This is a genomic window from Streptomyces sp. NBC_00341 (assembly GCF_041435055.1).
GTDB lineage: Bacteria > Actinomycetota > Actinomycetes > Streptomycetales > Streptomycetaceae > Streptomyces.
The window spans coordinates 3,719,312-3,736,373 of sequence record NZ_CP108002.1; the positions used below are offsets into that span (position 1 = coordinate 3,719,312).

General features: G+C 70.1%; 18 protein-coding genes and 1 pseudogene. 8 read left to right on the forward strand and 11 right to left on the reverse strand.

Annotation, left to right across the window (positions count from 1 at the left end; translation table 11 throughout):
* The first annotated feature begins 92 nt into the window (after window positions 1-92).
* Window positions 93-734 (forward strand): rhomboid family intramembrane serine protease, encoded by a 642-nt coding sequence (locus tag OG892_RS16655; RefSeq protein ID WP_328866633.1) that lies wholly within the window; start codon window positions 93-95, stop codon window positions 732-734.
* Here the strand turns inward: OG892_RS16655 and mqnP are convergent.
* Complete coding sequence (gene mqnP, locus OG892_RS16660) at window positions 670-1,509, reverse strand: menaquinone biosynthesis prenyltransferase MqnP (RefSeq protein ID WP_242436796.1); 840 nt, start codon at window positions 1,507-1,509, stop codon at window positions 670-672. The two genes, OG892_RS16655 and mqnP, sit on opposite strands and share 65 nt — an antisense overlap.
* A gap of 62 nt (window positions 1,510-1,571) precedes the next feature.
* Window positions 1,572-3,029 (reverse strand): menaquinone biosynthesis decarboxylase, encoded by a 1,458-nt coding sequence (locus OG892_RS16665; RefSeq protein ID WP_371629579.1) that lies wholly within the window; start codon window positions 3,027-3,029, stop codon window positions 1,572-1,574.
* A gap of 89 nt (window positions 3,030-3,118) precedes the next feature.
* On the opposite strand from OG892_RS16665, the gene OG892_RS16670 reads away from it, so the two are divergent.
* Complete coding sequence (locus tag OG892_RS16670; RefSeq protein WP_073737177.1) at window positions 3,119-3,523, forward strand: PLD nuclease N-terminal domain-containing protein; 405 nt, start codon at window positions 3,119-3,121, stop codon at window positions 3,521-3,523.
* 15 nt (window positions 3,524-3,538) lie between these two features.
* Here OG892_RS16670 and OG892_RS16675 read toward each other — a convergent pair whose 3' ends face one another.
* Complete coding sequence (locus tag OG892_RS16675) at window positions 3,539-4,003, reverse strand: MarR family winged helix-turn-helix transcriptional regulator (RefSeq protein ID WP_073737322.1); 465 nt, start codon at window positions 4,001-4,003, stop codon at window positions 3,539-3,541.
* A 137-nt stretch (window positions 4,004-4,140) separates the two neighbouring features.
* Here OG892_RS16675 and OG892_RS16680 point away from each other — a divergent pair.
* Window positions 4,141-4,833: pseudogene (locus tag OG892_RS16680) on the forward strand (type 1 glutamine amidotransferase domain-containing protein); the annotation flags it as partial.
* Entirely contained in the window at window positions 4,819-6,144 is a 1,326-nt protein-coding gene (locus OG892_RS16685; RefSeq protein ID WP_371631643.1) for an aldehyde dehydrogenase family protein, read from the forward strand. The pseudogene OG892_RS16680 and the gene OG892_RS16685, both read left to right, overlap by 15 nt.
* Window positions 6,145-6,212: 68 nt before the next feature.
* Here OG892_RS16685 and ccsB read toward each other — a convergent pair whose 3' ends face one another.
* The 7 genes from ccsB to hemL all read right to left on the reverse strand — a co-directional run bounded on the left by ccsB (window position 6,213) and on the right by hemL (window position 14,168).
* Entirely contained in the window at window positions 6,213-7,295 is a 1,083-nt protein-coding gene (gene ccsB / locus OG892_RS16690) for a c-type cytochrome biogenesis protein CcsB (RefSeq protein ID WP_073737176.1), read from the reverse strand.
* Window positions 7,292-9,073, reverse strand: coding sequence for a cytochrome c biogenesis protein ResB (locus OG892_RS16695; protein WP_073737175.1), 1,782 nt, complete (start codon window positions 9,071-9,073; stop codon window positions 7,292-7,294). Before OG892_RS16695 ends, ccsB begins: the two co-directional genes overlap by 4 nt.
* 7 nt (window positions 9,074-9,080) lie before the next feature.
* On the reverse strand, window positions 9,081-9,803 hold the full coding sequence (locus OG892_RS16700; RefSeq protein WP_073737320.1) for a cytochrome c biogenesis CcdA family protein: 723 nt from the start codon (window positions 9,801-9,803) through the stop codon (window positions 9,081-9,083).
* Between the two features lie 43 nt (window positions 9,804-9,846).
* Window positions 9,847-10,455: a TlpA disulfide reductase family protein gene (locus tag OG892_RS16705; RefSeq protein ID WP_073737174.1), complete on the reverse strand. Its 609-nt coding sequence runs from the start codon at window positions 10,453-10,455 to the stop codon at window positions 9,847-9,849.
* A 67-nt stretch (window positions 10,456-10,522) separates the two neighbouring features.
* Entirely contained in the window at window positions 10,523-11,776 is a 1,254-nt protein-coding gene (locus OG892_RS16710; RefSeq protein ID WP_371629580.1) for a hypothetical protein, read from the reverse strand.
* A gap of 365 nt (window positions 11,777-12,141) precedes the next feature.
* A complete protein-coding gene (locus OG892_RS16715; protein WP_073737172.1) occupies window positions 12,142-12,855 on the reverse strand; it encodes a histidine phosphatase family protein in 714 nt (237 codons plus the stop codon).
* The gene (gene hemL, locus OG892_RS16720; RefSeq protein ID WP_371629581.1) at window positions 12,852-14,168 is read right to left on the reverse strand and encodes a glutamate-1-semialdehyde 2,1-aminomutase; all 1,317 of its coding nucleotides are present in this window, start codon (window positions 14,166-14,168) and stop codon (window positions 12,852-12,854) included. Before hemL ends, OG892_RS16715 begins: the two co-directional genes overlap by 4 nt.
* Before the next feature lie 130 nt (window positions 14,169-14,298).
* On the opposite strand from hemL, the gene OG892_RS16725 reads away from it, so the two are divergent.
* The 4 genes from OG892_RS16725 to OG892_RS16740 all read left to right on the forward strand — a co-directional run bounded on the left by OG892_RS16725 (window position 14,299) and on the right by OG892_RS16740 (window position 16,508).
* Window positions 14,299-14,892 (forward strand): hypothetical protein, encoded by a 594-nt coding sequence (locus OG892_RS16725; protein WP_073737170.1) that lies wholly within the window; start codon window positions 14,299-14,301, stop codon window positions 14,890-14,892.
* A gap of 202 nt (window positions 14,893-15,094) precedes the next feature.
* A complete protein-coding gene (locus OG892_RS16730) occupies window positions 15,095-15,703 on the forward strand; it encodes a hypothetical protein (protein WP_073737169.1) in 609 nt (202 codons plus the stop codon).
* A gap of 152 nt (window positions 15,704-15,855) precedes the next feature.
* Window positions 15,856-16,044, forward strand: a complete 189-nt coding sequence (locus OG892_RS16735) for a hypothetical protein (protein WP_143195096.1) — start codon at window positions 15,856-15,858, stop codon at window positions 16,042-16,044.
* 146 nt (window positions 16,045-16,190) lie between these two features.
* Entirely contained in the window at window positions 16,191-16,508 is a 318-nt protein-coding gene (locus OG892_RS16740; RefSeq protein WP_371629582.1) for a hypothetical protein, read from the forward strand.
* On the opposite strand, the gene OG892_RS16745 is transcribed toward OG892_RS16740, so the two are convergent.
* On the reverse strand, window positions 16,441-17,013 hold the full coding sequence (locus tag OG892_RS16745) for a TIGR03086 family metal-binding protein (RefSeq protein WP_328866626.1): 573 nt from the start codon (window positions 17,011-17,013) through the stop codon (window positions 16,441-16,443). The genes OG892_RS16740 and OG892_RS16745 overlap by 68 nt on opposite strands.
* Window positions 17,014-17,062 lie beyond the last annotated feature (49 nt).

The window sequence follows — 17,062 nt, forward strand, 5'->3', positions numbered from 1 at the left end:
AGCCTATCCGGCACACGCCACCCGGAACCGAGCCAGGGGCTCCGTGCGTTGCGAGGTGTGAATACGTCGCGACGTGTGAAGGGGGGCGTTCCATGAACGGCGTGCGCACGACGACCGGAGCCCGTGCCCTCGTGGCGGGCGCGGTCATGCTGGGCTGGGTCGGGCTGCTCTGGGTGCTGGAGGCCATCGACCTCGCGACCGGCCACAGCCTGGACGGTCACGGGATCAGCCCGCGCGAGCCGGGCGAACTGCTCGACATCGTGCCCGCCGCCTTCCTGCACAGCGGCTGGGCGCACGTCGCCTCGAACAGCGTCCCGCTGCTGGTCCTCGGCTTCATCGCCGCGCTGAGCGGTCTGCGCCGCTTCGCCGGCGTGGTGCTCACCGTGATCCTGGTCGGCGGCCTCGGCGTCTGGCTCACCGCCCCGGCGCACACGGTCACGCTCGGCGCGTCGGGCGTGGTCTTCGGCCTCTTCGGCTACCTGCTGGTCCGCGGCTTCGTGGACCGCCGCCCGCTGGACGTGGTCATCGGCGTGATCGTCGCCGCGGTGTACGGCTCGCTGCTCCAGGGCGTCCTGCCGACCGATCCGGGCGTCAGCTGGCAGGGCCACCTCTTCGGCCTGATCGGCGGCGCGCTCGCCGCAGTCGTCCTGCGCCGGGGCGCCCGGCCGCTCAGACCGTCAGGCCCCGCACCAGCAGATCCAGCAGGGCACACGCGAACAGGGCGATTCCGATGAACCCGTTCACCGAGAAGAACGCCCGGTTCAGCCGCGACAGATCGTGCGGCCGCACCACCCGGTGCTCGTACACGAAGGCGACGGCGACGATCACCATGCCGATCCAGTAGAAGAGCCCCGCCTCGGTGGCCAGCCCGAACCAGACCAGCAGCCCGGTCGTCACCACGTGGCAGACCCGCGCGCCCCACAGCGCGGCCGGCACGCCGAACCGGGCCGGGACCGAGAACACCCCGTGGGCCCGGTCCGCCTGCACGTCCTGGCAGGCGAAGATCAGGTCGAAGCCGCCGATCCAGATGCCGACGGCGAGACCCAGGATGACCGCGTCCCACGACCAGCTCCCGGTCACCGCGAGCCAGGCGCCGACCGGCCCCATGGCCTGGGCGATGCCCAGGATCGCGTGCGGGTAGTTCGTGAACCGCTTCCCGTACGGGTAGACGACCATCGGGATCACCGCGAGCGGCGCCAGCGCCAGGCAGAGCGGGTTGAGCAGCGCCGCCGCACCGAGGAAGACGACGACGGCGATGAGCGCCCCCGTCCACGCGGAGCGCACGGAGACCGCCCCGGTCACCAGCTCACGGCCGGCGGTGCGGGGGTTGCGGGCGTCGATCTCGCGGTCGATGATCCGGTTCGCGGCCATCGCGAAGGTGCGCAGCCCGACCATGGCGACGGTGACGAGCAGCAGGGTGACCCAGTGGATCGACTCGTCGTCGTGGAACATCGCGGTGAGGGCGGCGATGTAGGCGAAGGGCAGCGCGAAGACGGAGTGCTCGATCATGACGAGCCGCAGGAACGCGCGGGGCTTGCTGCGGGGCTGCGGCACGGCAGCGGCGGAGGCGCTCACAGTCCGTACTCCTTCCACCGGCGGTCGACCTTCGCCGCCGTCTGCGGGTCGGACTCGACCATGTCGGGCCAGCCCCCGTCCCGGGTGTAGCCCTCCTCGGGCCACTTCTTCGTCGCGTCGATCCCGGCCTTGCCGCCCCAGAACTGCTGGTAGGAGGCGTGGTCGAGATGGTCGACGGGCCCCTCGGCCACGGTCAGGTCCCGCGCGTAGTCGGTGTTGCCGAGCGCCCGCCAGGACACCTCGTGCAGATCGTGGACGTCGCAGTCGGAGTCCACCACGACGATCAGCTTGGTCAGCGACATCATGTGCGCGCCCCAGATGGCGCTCATCACCTTCTGGGCGTGTTTCGGGTACTTCTTGTCGATCGAGACGATCGCACAGTTGTGGAACCCGCCGGACTCGGGCAGGTGGTAGTCCACGATGTCCGGCACGATGATCTTGAGCAGTGGCAGGAAGAACCGCTCGGTGGCCCGGCCCAGCGGACCGTCCTCGGTCGGCGGCCGGCCCACCACGATCGACTGGAGCAGCGGGCGCTTCCGCATGGTCACGCAGTCGATGGTCAGCGCGGGGAACGGTTCCTGCGGCGTGTAGAAGCCGGTGTGGTCACCGAACGGCCCCTCGGGCAGCGTCTCGCCGGGCTCCAGCCAGCCCTCGATGACGACCTCTGCGTTGGCCGGCACCTGGAGCGGGACGGTCTTGCAGTCGACCATCTCGATGCGCTTGCCCTGGATGAACCCGGCGAACAGGTACTCGTCGATGTCCCCGGGCAGCGGGGCGGTGGAGGCGTACGTCACCGCGGGCGGCGCCCCGAACGCGATGGCGACCGGCAGCCGCTCCCCGCGCCTGGCGGCGACCTGGTAGTGGTTGCGGCTGTCCTTGTGGATCTGCCAGTGCATCCCGATGGTGCGGCGGTCATGGCGCTGGAGCCGGTAGAGCCCCAGGTTCCGCACGCCGGTCTCGGGGTGCTTGGTGTGGGTGAGCCCGAGGTTGAAGAACGAGCCGCCGTCCTTGGGCCAGGTGAACAGCGCGGGCAGCCGGTCGAGGTCCACGTCGTCGCCGGTGAGGACGACCTCCTGGACGGGGGCGTTCTCCGCCTTCACCTTCTTCGGCGGTACGTGGACCATCGTCCCGAGCTTGCCGAAGGCCTCCCGGACCCCGACGAAGCCGTGCGGCAGCTCCGGCTTGAGCAGTCCGCCGATCTTGTCGCTGATATCGGAGTAGGACTTCAGCCCGAGGGCCTTCAGGAGCCGCTTGTCGGTGCCGAACACGTTCATGGCCAGGGGCATCGAGGAGCCCTTGACGTTCTCGAAGAGCAGCGCGGGCCCGCCGGCCTTGTTCACCCGGTCGACGATCTCACCGACCTCCAGGTAGGGGTCGACCTCGGCCTTGATGCGCTTGAGCTCGCCCTCGCGCTCCAGAGCCCGGAGGAGGGATCGAAGATCGTCGTAAGCCATGCTGTCCAGTATCGGCCACCCGTTACCCTGGGCCCGTCACCGGGGCGGGGCTTTGCCCCGCCAACTCTCCTCGGGGGGAAACTTCCACCATGCTCCGGGCCCTGATCTATCTCCTGCCGCTGGCGCTGACGATCTTCGCGTTCATCGACTGCCTGAACACCCCGGAGGACGAGGCCAAGCACCTGCCGAAGATCGCCTGGGTCTTCATCATCCTGTTGTTCTGGATCGTCGGCCCGATCGTGTGGCTGGCCGCGGGCAAGGTGCGCGAGGTGCCGGCCGACGGCCGTACGCCCTCCGAGTGGCACCGCAACGGGCGTTCCCGGTGGGTGGCGCCGGACGACAATCCCGACTTCCTGAAGTCCCTGAAGGACGAGAACGAGAAGGACGAGTCGGTCCTCAAGGACTGGGAGGCGGACCTGCGCCGCCGCGAGGACGAGCTCAAGCGGCGGGAGAGCGGGGCGGGCCCGGAGGAGTCGGCGCCGCCCGCTCCGTAACGCGCTCCGGGATCATCAGGCGTACAGCAGCTGCCCCAGCCGGTTGAGCAGGGGCAGCAGCGCTGTGCGCTCCTGCGGTGTGAGCGCTTCGAGCGCGCCGTGCACGGCGCGCATCTCGGCGCGGATGGCGTGGGCGAGCCGGGTGCCCTCCGGGGTGCGGCTCGCGACCTTGGAGCGCCGGTCGCCGGGGGCGGGGGCGCGGACGACCAGGCCCCGGGTCTCCATGCGGCCGATGAGGCCGGTGGCGTTGGACGCGTCACAGACGAGATGAGCCGCCAGGGCGCTCATCGGCATGGGCTCGTTGAGCGCGATCAGCGCGCGGGCCTGCGAGGTGGACAGTCCGTGGCGGGCGGCGACGGCGGTGAGGTCGTCGTGGTGGCCGCGCACGACGAGGGCCAGCGGCTCCAGGAGGTCTTCCGGGGCCGGGGCGGCTCGATCGTCCGGAGCAGTGTCGGCGCGGGGCGTCGGTTCGGTGGTCATGGTCGGCCATTCTTCGATCGGCATCCGCCGGCATTTATTTGACATGCTCAATATTTGGCAGTTACATGAAACGGATTGCTTGAGCATATCAAGTTCTGAGCCAGACCCGCTCGCCAGCTTTGCAGGGAGTACCCCCCATGCCCTCCGTACTGTTCGTTATCACCGGCGCCGACCACTGGACCCTCAACGACGGCACCACCCACCCCACCGGGTTCTGGGCCGAGGAGCTGGCCGCGCCCCACCGGGTCTTCACCGAGGCCGGATACGCCGTCACCCTCGCCACCCCCGGCGGCGTCACCCCCACCGTCGACGCGGGCAGCCTGACCGCCGCCGCCAACGGCGGGCAGCAGCAGGCCGACGCCGTCGCCGCGTACCTCGACGCGATCGGCCCCGAGCTGCGCGCCCCGGCCCGGCTGGAGGACATCCGCCCCGACCGGTACGACGCCGTCTTCTACCCCGGCGGCCACGGGCCCATGGAGGACCTGGCCGTCAGCGAGCTCTCCGGGCGGCTGCTGACCACCGCCCTCGACGCCGGTACCCACCTCGGCGTGCTCTGCCACGCACCGGCGGCACTCCTCGCCGCCCGCCGCGAGGACGGCTCCTGGCCCTTCGCCGGCTACCGCATGACCGGGTTCAGCAACGCCGAGGAATCCATCGGCGGGCTCGCCGACAAGGCACCCTGGCTGCTGGAGGACCGGCTCGTCCAGCTGGGCGCCGACTACACCGCCGCCACCGCCTTCGCGCCCCACACCGTCACCGACCGCACCCTGCACACCGGCCAGAACCCGGCCTCCTCCGAGCAGCTCGCCCGGGAGATCGTCGCCGCGCTCGCCCCCACCGAGACCCCCGCCGAGACCGTCGACCGTCTCCGCACCACCTTCCGCACCGGCCGCACCAAGAGCCTCGACTGGCGCACCGGCCAGCTCCGGCAGCTGCGCGCGCTGCTCACCGAACGCGGTGACGAACTGGCCGACGCGCTCCACGCCGACCTCGGCAAGAGCCGCAAGGAGGCCTACCGCACCGAGATCGACTTCACGGTCCGCGAGATCGACCACACCCTGGAGCACCTGGCCGAGTGGCTGCGGCCGGAGCTCGCCCCCGTACCGGCCCGGCTGGGCGGGGCGACGGCCCGCACCGTGCAGGACCCGCTCGGCGTCGTCCTGGTCATCGCGCCCTGGAACTACCCGGTGCAGCTGCTGCTCGCCCCGCTCGTCGGCGCGCTGGCCGCCGGAAACACCGTGGTGGCCAAGCCGAGCGAACTGGCGCCCGCGACCTCCGCCGCCGTGGCCCGGCTGCTGCCGCGCTATCTGGACGAGGACGCGGTCGCCGTCGTCGAGGGCGCCATCCCCGAGACCACCGCGCTGCTCAGCGAGCGCTTCGACCACGTCTTCTACACCGGCAACGGCACGGTGGGCCGGATCGTGATGGCGGCGGCGGCCAAGCACCTGACGCCCGTGACCCTCGAACTGGGCGGCAAGTCGCCCGTCTTCGTCGACCGGGACACGGACCTGAAGGCGGTCGCGGGACGGCTGGCGGCCGGCAAGTTCCTCAACGCGGGCCAGACCTGCGTCGCCCCCGACTACGTACTGACCGGCCCGGAGACCGCCCCCGCCCTCGCGGACGCGCTCGCCGCCGCCGTCGAGGAGCTCTACGGGGCGGACGCCTCCACGCACCCCGAGTACGGCCGGATCGTGAACCGGCGCCACTTCGACCGGCTGACGGGCCTGCTCGGCTCGGGCCGCACGGTGACCGGCGGCACCTACGACCGGGACGCCAAGTACATCGCCCCGACCGTGCTGGCCGACGTGGCACCGGACGCGCCCGTGATGCGGGAGGAGATCTTCGGCCCGGTGCTGCCGATCGTCACGGTGGACGGCCTCGACGAGGCCATCGCGTTCATCAACGACCGGGACAAGCCGCTGGCCCTGTACGCGTTCACCGAATCGGACACCGTACGCGAACGGCTGGTCGCCGAGACGTCCTCCGGCGCCGTCGGCATCGGGCTGCCGCTCGCCCACCTGACCGTCTCGGACCTGCCGTTCGGCGGCGTCGGCGAGAGCGGCATGGGCAGCTACCACGGCCGCTACTCACTGGAGACGTTCAGCCACCGCAAGGCGGTCCTGGACACTCCGATGCCCTGAGGAGCGAAAAGGCGACGGCCCGCACCCCCAGCGGAAAGGGGTGCGGGCCGTCGCCGTGTGCCCGGCGGTCAGACTCCGGCGTAGGAGTGCTTGCCGGTCACGAAGATGTTCACGCCGTAGTAGTTGAAGATCCAGCAGGCGAAGGCGATCAGCGCCAGGTAGGCGGCCTTGCGGCCCTTCCAGCCGGCGGTGGCGCGGGCGTGCAGGTAGCAGGCGTACGCGACCCAGGTGATGAAGGACCAGACCTCCTTGGGGTCCCAGCCCCAGTAGCGGCCCCAGGCGTCGCCCGCCCAGATCGCGCCCGCGATGATCGTGAACGTCCACAGCGGGAAGACGGCCGCGTTGATCCGGTACGAGAACTTGTCGAGGCTCGACGCGGCGGGCAGCCGGGAGAGCACGGACTCGGCGAACGCGCCCGGCCGGCCACCGTTGGCGATCTTGCTCTCGTAGCTGTCGCGGAAGAGGTACATCAGCGTGCCGGCCCCGCCGATGAAGAACACCGCACCGCAGATGATCGCGGTGGAGACGTGGATCCACAGCCAGTACGAGTGCAGCGCGGGCACCAACTGGTCGCTGGAGGTGTACAGCAGGGTGGTCGCGATGCCGAGGTCCAGCAGCACGGCCGTGACCAGCAGCAGCCCCATCCAGCGGACGTTCTTCTTCAGCGCGAGCAGCACCAGGTACGCGGCCACCACCACCACGGAGAACGTGATGGAGAACTCGTACATGTTGCCCCAGGGGGCGCGCTGCACGGACATCGCGCGGGCGACGACCCCGCCGGCCTGGACGAGGAACGCCAGCACGGTCAGGGAGACCGCGATCCGCCCGTACAGATCGCCCTTGAACGTGCCGCCGGCCGCGCCGGGGCCGTCCGGGACGTCGCGGGACCCGGCTGCGGAACGGGTGACGATCTTCGGCCGTTCCAGTACGGCGGTACCGCCGGACTTCTGCGCGACCTCGACCTTCACCGTCGCGGCGGCGGCCTCCTGCGCGGTCAGCGCGGCGGCGGTGCGGCCCACCTTGCTGCGGCTGCCGAACACCCACTCCGCGATGTGCGCGAAGAAGGCCAGCGTGTAGACAGCCATCGACGAATAGATCAGCACATTGCTGGTGTGTGCCAGATTCTCGTTGGTTGCGGCGGCGAGATTCACTTCTCAGCCCCTTCGGAAGGTTCTGCGGAGGACGCGTCGACGACGTCGGGGTCCGGATCGGTGTCGGGGTCGTTGTCGGGGCCGGGCGCCATGGGCGCCGCGGCGTTGAGCGTGACCGCGAGATCGGCCAGCTCCTCTGGAAGCTTCGCGGACTCGCTGCGGCCGAGCCCCGCCATCTCGACGACGGTGACGCCGTCGGCGCCGCGCACGGCACGGACCCAGATCCGGCGCCGCTGGATGAACAGCGAGCCGGCCAGACCGGCGATCGCGCCGATGGCCCCGACGAGCGCCCAGCCGCTGGCGGGCTGCTCCGAGATCTGGAAGCTGGCCCACTCCTGGATGCCCTCGAACTTGATGGAGCCGGCCCCGTCGGGCAGCTTCATCGTCTCGCCCACCAGGAGGCGCTGCTTGAGCTGCTTGCCCTTGGAGTCCTTGAACTCCTTCATCTTGGACTTGTCGAGCTGGTACACGTTCTGCGCCAGGCCCGAGTCGACGCCGAGGGAGCCGTGGTAGCCGTTGAGCGCGAGCACCGGCATGTCGGCGGCCGGGAACTGCGAGAACATCGTGCCCTTGCCGTTGCCCGCGAAGGTCGGCACGAAGAAGGCCTGGAAGCCCAGCTGGTCCTTCTTGCCGCTCTTGTCGCGGTAGCCGTCCATCACCTTGATCGCACCGGACGAGGTGACGTTGTTGTCGAGGGGCAGCAGCGGCACGGCGGCCTTGTAGACCTGCTTTCCCCGGCCGTCCCTGACGGAGACGACGGGCGCGTAGCCGTGGGCGTTGAGATAGACCTTCGTACCGTCGACGACGAGCGGGTCGTTGACCTTGATCACGGACTTCTTCGGCTTGCCGTAGGCGCCGTCGGCGTACGTCACGTGCGCCTCGTACGTCCGGGGGGTGCCGATCTGCGGGCCGCTGCGCTCGTACGTGCCGATGAAGTTGTCGAGGGTGAAGCTGAAGGGGGCCAGCGAGTCCTCGTCGAAGAGGGAGCCGGACTTGAAGTCGTCGTACTGGGTGATCGTGTTGGAGAACCCGTCGCCCTCGACGACCAGCTTGGCGCCCTCGGACTTGAAGAGCTGCCCCCAGGCGAAGGCCACCAGCATCACGATGAGCGCGATGTGGAACATCAGGTTCCCGGCCTCGCGCAGATAGCCCTTCTCTGCGGCGACCGCGTCCCCGTCGACATGGGCCCGGTAGCGGCGCTTGCGCAGCATCACGCGCGCGGCCTCGCGGACGTCCTCCGGTTCGGCCTCGGTGCGCCAGGTGGTGTACGCGGGCAGCCTGGTCAGCCGCTTGGGCGCGCCGGGTGCGCGGCTGCGCAGCTGGCCGATGAAGGTGCCGGTGCGCGGCACGATGCAGCCGATGAGCGAGATGAACAGCAGGATGTAGATCGCGGAGAACCACACCGAGCTGTAGACGTCGAAGAACTGGAGCTTCTCGTAGATCGGCGTGACGGTGGTGTGGAGGCCCTTGAAGGTCTGCACCTTGAGTTCGTCGACGCTGTTCTGCGGGATCAGCGAGCCGGGGATGGCGCCGAGCGACAGCAGGAAGAGCAGGATCAGGGCGACCCGCATGGAGGTCAGCTGCCGCCAGAACCAGCGGACCCAGCCGATGATCCCCATGGCGGGGAGGTTCGCCAGGGTCTCCTCGCGCGGGGCGGTGGAGAGCTGGGAGCCGGCGGCGCCGAGCTCACGGGCGGTCTCCCGGTCCTGCTCCGCGCGCACCTCCCGCTCGTCGGGGCGCTCGCGCTCCTGGGACGGGTTGGACTTGGTGTTGCTCATTCGGTACTCAGATCCCCACCTGGAAGCCGGCGGACCAGCCCTGCAGTTCCTGCATCATGTTGCCCCACACTCCGGTCAGCAGGAGCAGCCCGGTCACGATCATCATCCCGCCGCCGATGCGCATCACCCAGACGTAGTGCCGCTTGACCCAGCCGAACGCGCCGAGTGCCTTGCGGAAGGCGACGGCGGCGAGCACGAACGGGATGCCGAGGCCGAGGCAGTAGGCGACGGTCAGTATGGCCCCGCGCCCGGCGGTGCCCTCGTTCATCGCGAGGATGCTCACCGAGCTGAGCGTCGGGCCGAGGCAGGGCGTCCAGCCGATCCCGAAGAGCGCGCCGAGCAGCGGTGCGCCCACCAGGCCGGTCACCGGCTTCTTGTGGATGCGGAACTCACGCTGGGTCATCCACGGCATCAGGCCCATGAAGAAGACCCCCATGAGGATCATCAGGACGCCGAGGACCTTGGTGAGCGGGCCGCTGTTCGCCTGGAGCGTGTCGCCGAAGTAGCCGAAGAGCGCGCCGCCGGAGACGAACACGGCGGTGAAGCCGACGACGAAGAGCGAGGCGCCCGCGACCATCCGCCCCCGTCTGGCCTCGGCCAGATCGGCGCCGCTGACCCCGGTGACGTAACTGAGGTAACCGGGGACGAGCGGCAGCACGCACGGGGAGAAGAAGGAGACGAGCCCGCCGAGCAGGGCGATGGGCAGGGAGACCAGAAGGGCTCCGCTCATGACCGTCCCGTTCTGTGTGGCGGCGGCGAGGGCGATCACCTGATCACTTCTCCGCGATCAGCGGGTCGAGCATCTTGCGCAGCTGGGTGTCGTCGAGCGGGCCGACGTAGCGGGCGGCCAGCTTCCCGTCCCGGTCGATGATGACGGTCGACGGGATGGACTGGAGCTTGAAGGTGCCCTTGGGGAACCGCAGCAGGAGCTTGCCGGTCGGGTCGTAGAAGCTCGGGTAGGTGACGCCGAAGTCCTTCTCGAAGCTGATGGCCTGGGCCCGCTCCGGGTCGCGGGTGTTGACCCCGACGAACTGGACGCCCTGCTCCTTGGTCGCCTCGGCCACCTTGGTGAAGTACTTCGATTCGAGCCGGCAGGGGGCGCACCACGAGCCCCAGGCGTTGAGGACGACGATCTTGCCCTTGTAGTCCGCGAGGTCGAGCTGCTTGCCGTCCAGGCTCTTGCCGTCGAGCTTCGGGGCATCGGCGCGCTCACCCTTGGCCGCGGTGGAGATTCCGCTGTTGCCCGTGACGAAGTTCGTGTCGCCACCGCCACTGGACTTGTTGCCGGAATCGCACGCGCTCAGCGTCAGTGCGAGCGCGGCGGCCACCGCGGGGGCGGCGAGCAGGGTGAAGCGGCGTCGGGGTGCGCGGCCATGGCTCATGTGAAAAGTTTCGCATGGCGGTTCCGGGGATCTTGGGCACCCCCCTCGGTGCCCGTAAAGCCCGTTGTCAGGCTTGTTTAAAGAAGGTGTTCCAGCCGCCCTCCGGCGTCTGTCCGACCTCAAGCGTGCGGAGCTTCGCGAGCACCGCCGGGTCCTGGACATCGAGCCAGTCGACGAACTGCCGGAATGAGACGAGGCGCACATCCGGCTTCCCCGCGATGTGCTTGAGGGTCTCCTCCACGGCGTCCATGTAGATGCCGCCGTTCCACTCCTCGAAGTGGTTTCCGATGTAGAACGGGGCGCGGTTCGTCTCGTACGCGCGCTTGAAGCCGCTGAGATACGACTGGGTGGCCTGTTCGCGCCAGCCCGGATACCGGGACGGCATTCCCTTGGTCGAATTCTGCGACTGGTTGGCCAGGATGTTGTAGTCCATCGAGAGGACCTCGAAGGTGTGGCCGGGGAACGGCATGCCCTGGAGCGGCAGGTCCCAGACGTCCATGCGCTTCGTGGGCCAGACCTGGGTGCCGCCCGGCGAACTGGCGTCGTAGCGCCAGCCGAGCTTCTTCGCCGTGGGAAGCAGATTCTCCTGTCCGAGCAGACAGGGGGCGCGGCCTCCGATGAGTTCCTTGCGGTAGTCGAACGGCAGTGGATCCTCGTCGGTCCAGCCGGTGTTGGTGCGCCATTCGGTGACGAAGGAGATCGCCTGGTCGATTTCGCTCTGCCACTGGGAGGCGGACCAGTTCTCGACGGAGCCGGAGCCGCTGCAGAAATGCCCGTTGAAATGGGTGCCGATCTCGTGGCCGTCGTACCAGGCCTGGCGGACGTTCGTCAGCGTCGCCTTGAGGTGTTCGTCGGTGAGATAACCGATGTCGGAGGCGCCGACGGGGTTGTTGGGCGGGCGGTAGAGCGATTTCTTCGATTCGGGCAGCAGATACAGCCCGGAGAGGAAGAAGGTCATCGCCGCGTCGTGTTCCTTGGCGAGTTTCAGAAAGCGCGGGAAGAGCCCGTTGCCGACCTCGCCGGCACCGTCCCAGGAGAAGATCACGAACTGCGGCGGCTTCTGGCCCGGCTCCAGCGGGACCGGCGCGGCCGGCTGGTGCGGCTGCTTTCCGGTGTCGGCGGTGGAACCGTCCCCGATGGACCTCACGTCCTTCTTCGCGGGCCCGGTCCCCTTGGCGGTCCCGTCGGCACCCTTCTCACCCTTGCCCGGACCCGCCCGGCCGGTGTCGGCGGAGTCGGACGAACTGCAGCCCGCCACCCCGATGGCGGCCGCGGCCCCAAGTCCGGCTCCGAGCAAACCCCTTCGGCTGATGTCACGCATGCGGTTCCCATCTGCGGTCGTTTTGCCTTAAGTCCATACAAACTGCCAAAGGCTTAGATGGACGAAGCAACACGGGGGTTCCTCGAAATAGCACACAATTCTTTGCGGATCCAGACCCCGACGGCGACCGAACATGAGATCGATCCTGAAATCATCTCAAAAAGGGCATACCGAAACCCCGGATGGGAGAACTCCACCCGGTCGGCTTACCCATGGTCAGCGAGCCCTGCCGCATCCCGGACCGCGGCAGCCACAACAAGCCCGTCCGGCGTTTGAGGACAGAACGGCCACCGGCCGTCCCGGGCCCGCCCACCGGCCGACCCGGGACGGGCCCGAACCCCGAAGCCCCCCGGCCCGGGGGCCGGCTACGCGCCGAACCCCTTGGAGGCCCCCTTCACCGGCTTCGCGCCCGCGAGGAGGTGCGCCGGTACGAGATCCCGCGCCGGCTCCGAATACCCGACCGACACGATCTTGTCGCCCTGGTAGGTGAAGCTGGTCAGCGAGGCGAGCGTGCACTGCCGCTTGCGCGGGTCGTGCCACAGCCGCCGCCGCTCCACGAAGCTCCGCACGATCCAGATCGGCAGCTGGTGGCTGACGCACACCGCCTCGTGCCCGCGGGCCGCGTCACGCGCCGCGTCCAGGGCGCCCATCATCCGGACGACCTGCTCGATGTACGGCTCACCCCACGACGGCCGGAACGGGTTCGTCAGGTGCTTCCAGTTGTCCGGCTTGCGCAGCGCCCCGTCACCGACGCCGAAGGTCTTGCCCTCGAAGACGTTGGCGGCCTCGATGAGCCGCCCGTCGGTGGCGAGGTCCAGTCCGTGGGTCTTGGCGATCGGCGTCGCCGTCTCCTGGGCGCGCTCCAGCGGGGAGGCGACGACATGCGTGATGTCGCGCTTCTCCAGGTGCTCGGCGACCCGGTCGGCCATCTGCCGGCCCAGCTCGGAGAGGTGGTAGCCGGGGCGGCGCCCGTACAGCACGCCGTCCGGGTTGTGCACCTCTCCGTGGCGCATCAGGTGGACGACGGTGATGTCCTGGCGCCCGCTGTCGCTGCCGGTCTCGCTGCTGGTCTCGCTCATGCGGTGGCCTCCGATGCGGCGCGGGCTGCGGCGGGCAGCGCGGCGGCGATGCGCTCGACGGCCCGGGTGTCGTGGGCGGTGGAGACGAACCACGACTCGAACGCCGACGGCGGCAGGTAGACGCCCTGCGCCAGCATCGAGTGGAAGAACGGGGTGAAGCGGAACGCATCCTGCCGCTTGGCGTCGTCGTAGTCACGGACCGGCCGGTCCGTGAAGAAGACGGAGAACATGTTGCCCGCCACCTGCACGGTGTGCGCGACGCCCTCCTTGGCCAGGGCCTCGCTCACCAGCCCCCGGATCTCCGCGGAGACCGCGTCGACCTTCGCGTAGGCGGCGTCGTCCAGCAGTCGCAGCTGGGCGAGACCGGCGGCGGTCGCGACCGGGTTCCCGGAGAGGGTGCCCGCCTGGTAGACCGGGCCGGCCGGGGCCAGGTGCGCCATCACGTCGGCGCGACCGCCGAAGGCCGCGGCCGGGAAGCCGCCGCCCATCACCTTGCCGAAGGTCATCAGGTCGGGCCGCACCCCGTCGATGCCGAACCAGCCGGCCTTCGACGTACGGAAGCCGGTCATGACCTCGTCGGAGATGTACAGCGCGCCGTCGGCCGCGCAGATCTGCTGGAGCCCGGCGTTGAAACCGTCCAGCGGCGGCACGACACCCATGTTGCCCGGCGACGCCTCGGTGATCACACAGGCGATCTCGCCGGGGTGCGCGGCGAACGCGGCCCGCACGGCCGCCAGGTCGTTGTACGGCACCACGATCGTGTCGCCGGCCTGGGCGCCGGTGACCCCCGGCGTGTCCGGCAGCCCGAAGGTCGCGACCCCGGACCCGGCGGCGGCGAGCAGCGCGTCGACGTGACCGTGGTAGCAGCCGGCGAACTTCACGATCTTGGCCCGGCCGGTGAATCCGCGGGCGAGGCGGATCGCGGACATGGTCGCCTCCGTGCCGGACGACACGAGCCGCACCTGCTCGACCGGCTCGACCCGGGCGACGATCTCCTCCGCGAGCGCGACCTCGCCCTCACCGGGCGTACCGAACGAGGTGCCGCGGGCGACAGCCTCCTGGACTGCGGCGATGACCTCCGGGTGGGAGTGGCCGAGAATCATCGGCCCCCACGAGCACACGAGGTCGACGTACTCACGGCCGTCGGCATCGGTGAGGTACGGACCGGTGCCGGACACCATGAAGCGGGGTGTACCGCCCACGGCCCGGAAGGCACGTACCGGAGAGTTCACGCCGCCGGGCGTCACGAGGGACGCGCGGTCGAAAAGCGTCTGCGAAACTGGGGCGTCATAGGGGAAGCTCACACATGCCATGGTGTCAGAGCCACGGACGGTATTTGCGGACAGGTGTTTCACCGCACGCCCGTGGGGGAGGTCACTGACACGATGATCGGGTTGCGCGGCGGGGGCTGTGTCTCCTAGTTAGTAGTCGGGTGGATGAGATATGCATCGCGGTGGCGGAGTGGGCGAAGGGACCGACGACCTGGGGCCCGAGCCTGCCCGGCGGGGTCGGCACCGGCGGGAGGCCGAGCGCAGACAGGGCGTACAGGCCGGTGGTGCGCAGGTGGGCGACGGAGCCGGAAGCAGGAGTAGTGGCCGGGTGGGGGTGACCTACAAGTACTTCGGGGCCCCCGACGGCGCCACTGCCGCACGCGTGCCCATTTCCATGCGCCCGGAAGAGCTCGGCGGCGATGAGCTGGGCATGGGCGGCATGTTCAGCAAGATCAAGCCGGAGACGGTGGCCGCGATGGTCCTGACCGGCATACAGGGCATACCCCTGCACAAGGTCCCGCCGCTGGAGCTGGTCGTCCTGCACCCCGACTACGCGGTGGTCAGGCTCCCGATGACGGTCGTGGACCCGCTGCGCGGGGTCGGCGAGGAGTCGGTGGGTGCGGCTGCCTTCATCTGGTCCACGGTCCCGGACCGCGGCGGCCCGCGCGACGCGTACAACGTCTACCAACTGCTGCACGAGTGGCAGGACTTCTCGCACCGGCTGCATGACGCGGGGCACCAGGCGTACTGCCTGGTGTGGCCCTGACCCGAGGTTCCCCGCGAGACCGGACCGGCGGCACCCGGTGCGCCCCCGCCCTGGTGGCGGGTGAGGCGGACGGGCAGCGGACCGGACCGGCGGCACCTTCGGGGCCCCCGCTTCACTCTGCGGAGTGGAGTCGGCCGCCCGCGAGGGGGACTTCGGCCTCGCCATGCTCCGCTCCCGTCGCGGGCCGCCCAACGATGGGCGCATGTCACTGATCCCTCTGCGTTCGCTGGCCGGCCGCGTCGTTCCCACGCTGCTGCTCGCCCAGGCCGTCCTCCTCCCGCTCCAGCCCGCCTCCGCCGCCGAACACGTGGCACAGCCGTGCCGGTCCTCCGCCGGCTGCGGTTCGGTCGTCGTCGCCCCGGTCTCCCAGGCCGCACCGGACGACGGTGCCTGCACCAGCCCGGAGCCGGTCGTCTGCCTGATCCGGCGGGAGACCCCGCAGCAGCGCGAGGTCGCCCGCGACCAGCGGATGCGGTACCACCAGCTCCTTGAGGACATGGAGCGCGAGGAGTGCGCCATGCGCGCAGAGGGGCGCTCCGAGGAGGACATCGCCCGCACGCTGGTCCGGATGCGCAATGACGCCAAGGACATCGTCCGTGCCGGGATGTCCCCGGAGCAGGTCGCGGAACTGGAGGCGCGCAACGAGAAGAAGTACGGCAACCCGCTCGGCCCGACGGCGGACCAGCTCTACCTGAAGTACGGCTCCTGGGAGCAGGTCGGGGAAGCCGCCACGCGTTCGAGCGCGGCCGTGGACCACGAGCTCGGTCTGGAATTCCGGCACTGCTCCTGCGAGGTCCTCCAGGCGGCGTGAACCGCCCGCCGCCCGCCCGCGGCCGTCCCCGCCGGACCAATCCGGCGGGCCGTCCGTGCCGAACCATTCACGTGGGCCGACGCACTCCCGCGACGGCACATCACCACGACGGTCACTCCCGGCGGGCACTGCCCGCACAGCAGGTGAGCACCATGACACCGACCCGGCAACTGCTCGGCCGAGACCTTCCCCCGCTCTTCGCGACACCGGATCTGCCCGGCGCGCAGACCCCGGTCATCCAGGGCCACTGGTGCGGAGGAGCCGCGGAGACCACGGACACGAAGCGGGCGGGCGGCGAGGCGGGCGGGCGCCACCGCGAGGCGGGTGGGCGCCGCCCCTGAACACCTGCCCGCCGAACGTGCGCCCACCTGCACGGCGGGCGCCCGTCGGCCAGCCGTATCCAGCCATTCATTGGCCGAAGAATGATCTTCAGCTGACCTGCCGAACCTGCCGATGCAGGAGGCACAGAAACTGAGGGAGGCCTGCCATGGGCGACGTTCTGCCGGCCCTGTCCATCCCCGTGCTGGTCTTCGCCTCCGGCGTCTACGCCGCAGGTGAGAGCTGGTGGCGGCGTCGGCACCCGGCCCCGCCGTCCCCGTACACCCACCAGGCGGCCCGGCTGGCCGAGCGGGCGATACTGGTGGACGCCGAGAGGATCGTGGACAGCGCGTACGGATGCGTCGGGGCGCTCTACGACGGGCCGAGTGCGCCGGGCGCACATATTTCGGCCACGGATGTCACCCCCGGGCCGGCCGCCAGTCCGGGTCACGGCCGGTCAGCGCCAGCACCCGCGCGAAGGGGCTAGCCCCCTCCGGTACGGGGAACGGCTCACCGAACACCTTCGCCTCCCTGGCCTTCGGCGCCATCGCGGCCATCGCCGGGGCCAGCTCGTCCACCACGTCCGCGTCCGGCACGAACTCCTGGCCGGTCGCGCGGGCCAGGTCCCACGCGTGGACGGTCAGGTCACCGAGCACCATGTGGCCGACGGTCCGGGCCGGGAACCCCATGGAACCCGCGGTCCCGTCCTCCGCGCCGGGCCGCGCCCACGCGTCGACCAGCGCGGCCGTCCGCTCCCCGAAGCGGTTGCGCCAGTCGCCGGTGACCGCGTCCGGCGTCTCACCGAACTCCGCCTCCTCCCGGGCCGCCAGGGCCGTGAAGTTGACGACCACCTGGCTGAGGTGGCTGATCAGGGCGTGGACGTCGTACTCCGCGCAGGGGGTGGGATCGCCCAGCCGGCTGTCGTCGATCCCCCGGACCACGGGCAGCGCGCCGGCCGCCGCCGCATCCATCAACTCGCTGATGTTCTTCATACTTCGACCATGCACGCGGCGGCGGCGCAGGTCTTGAAGAAACACGACA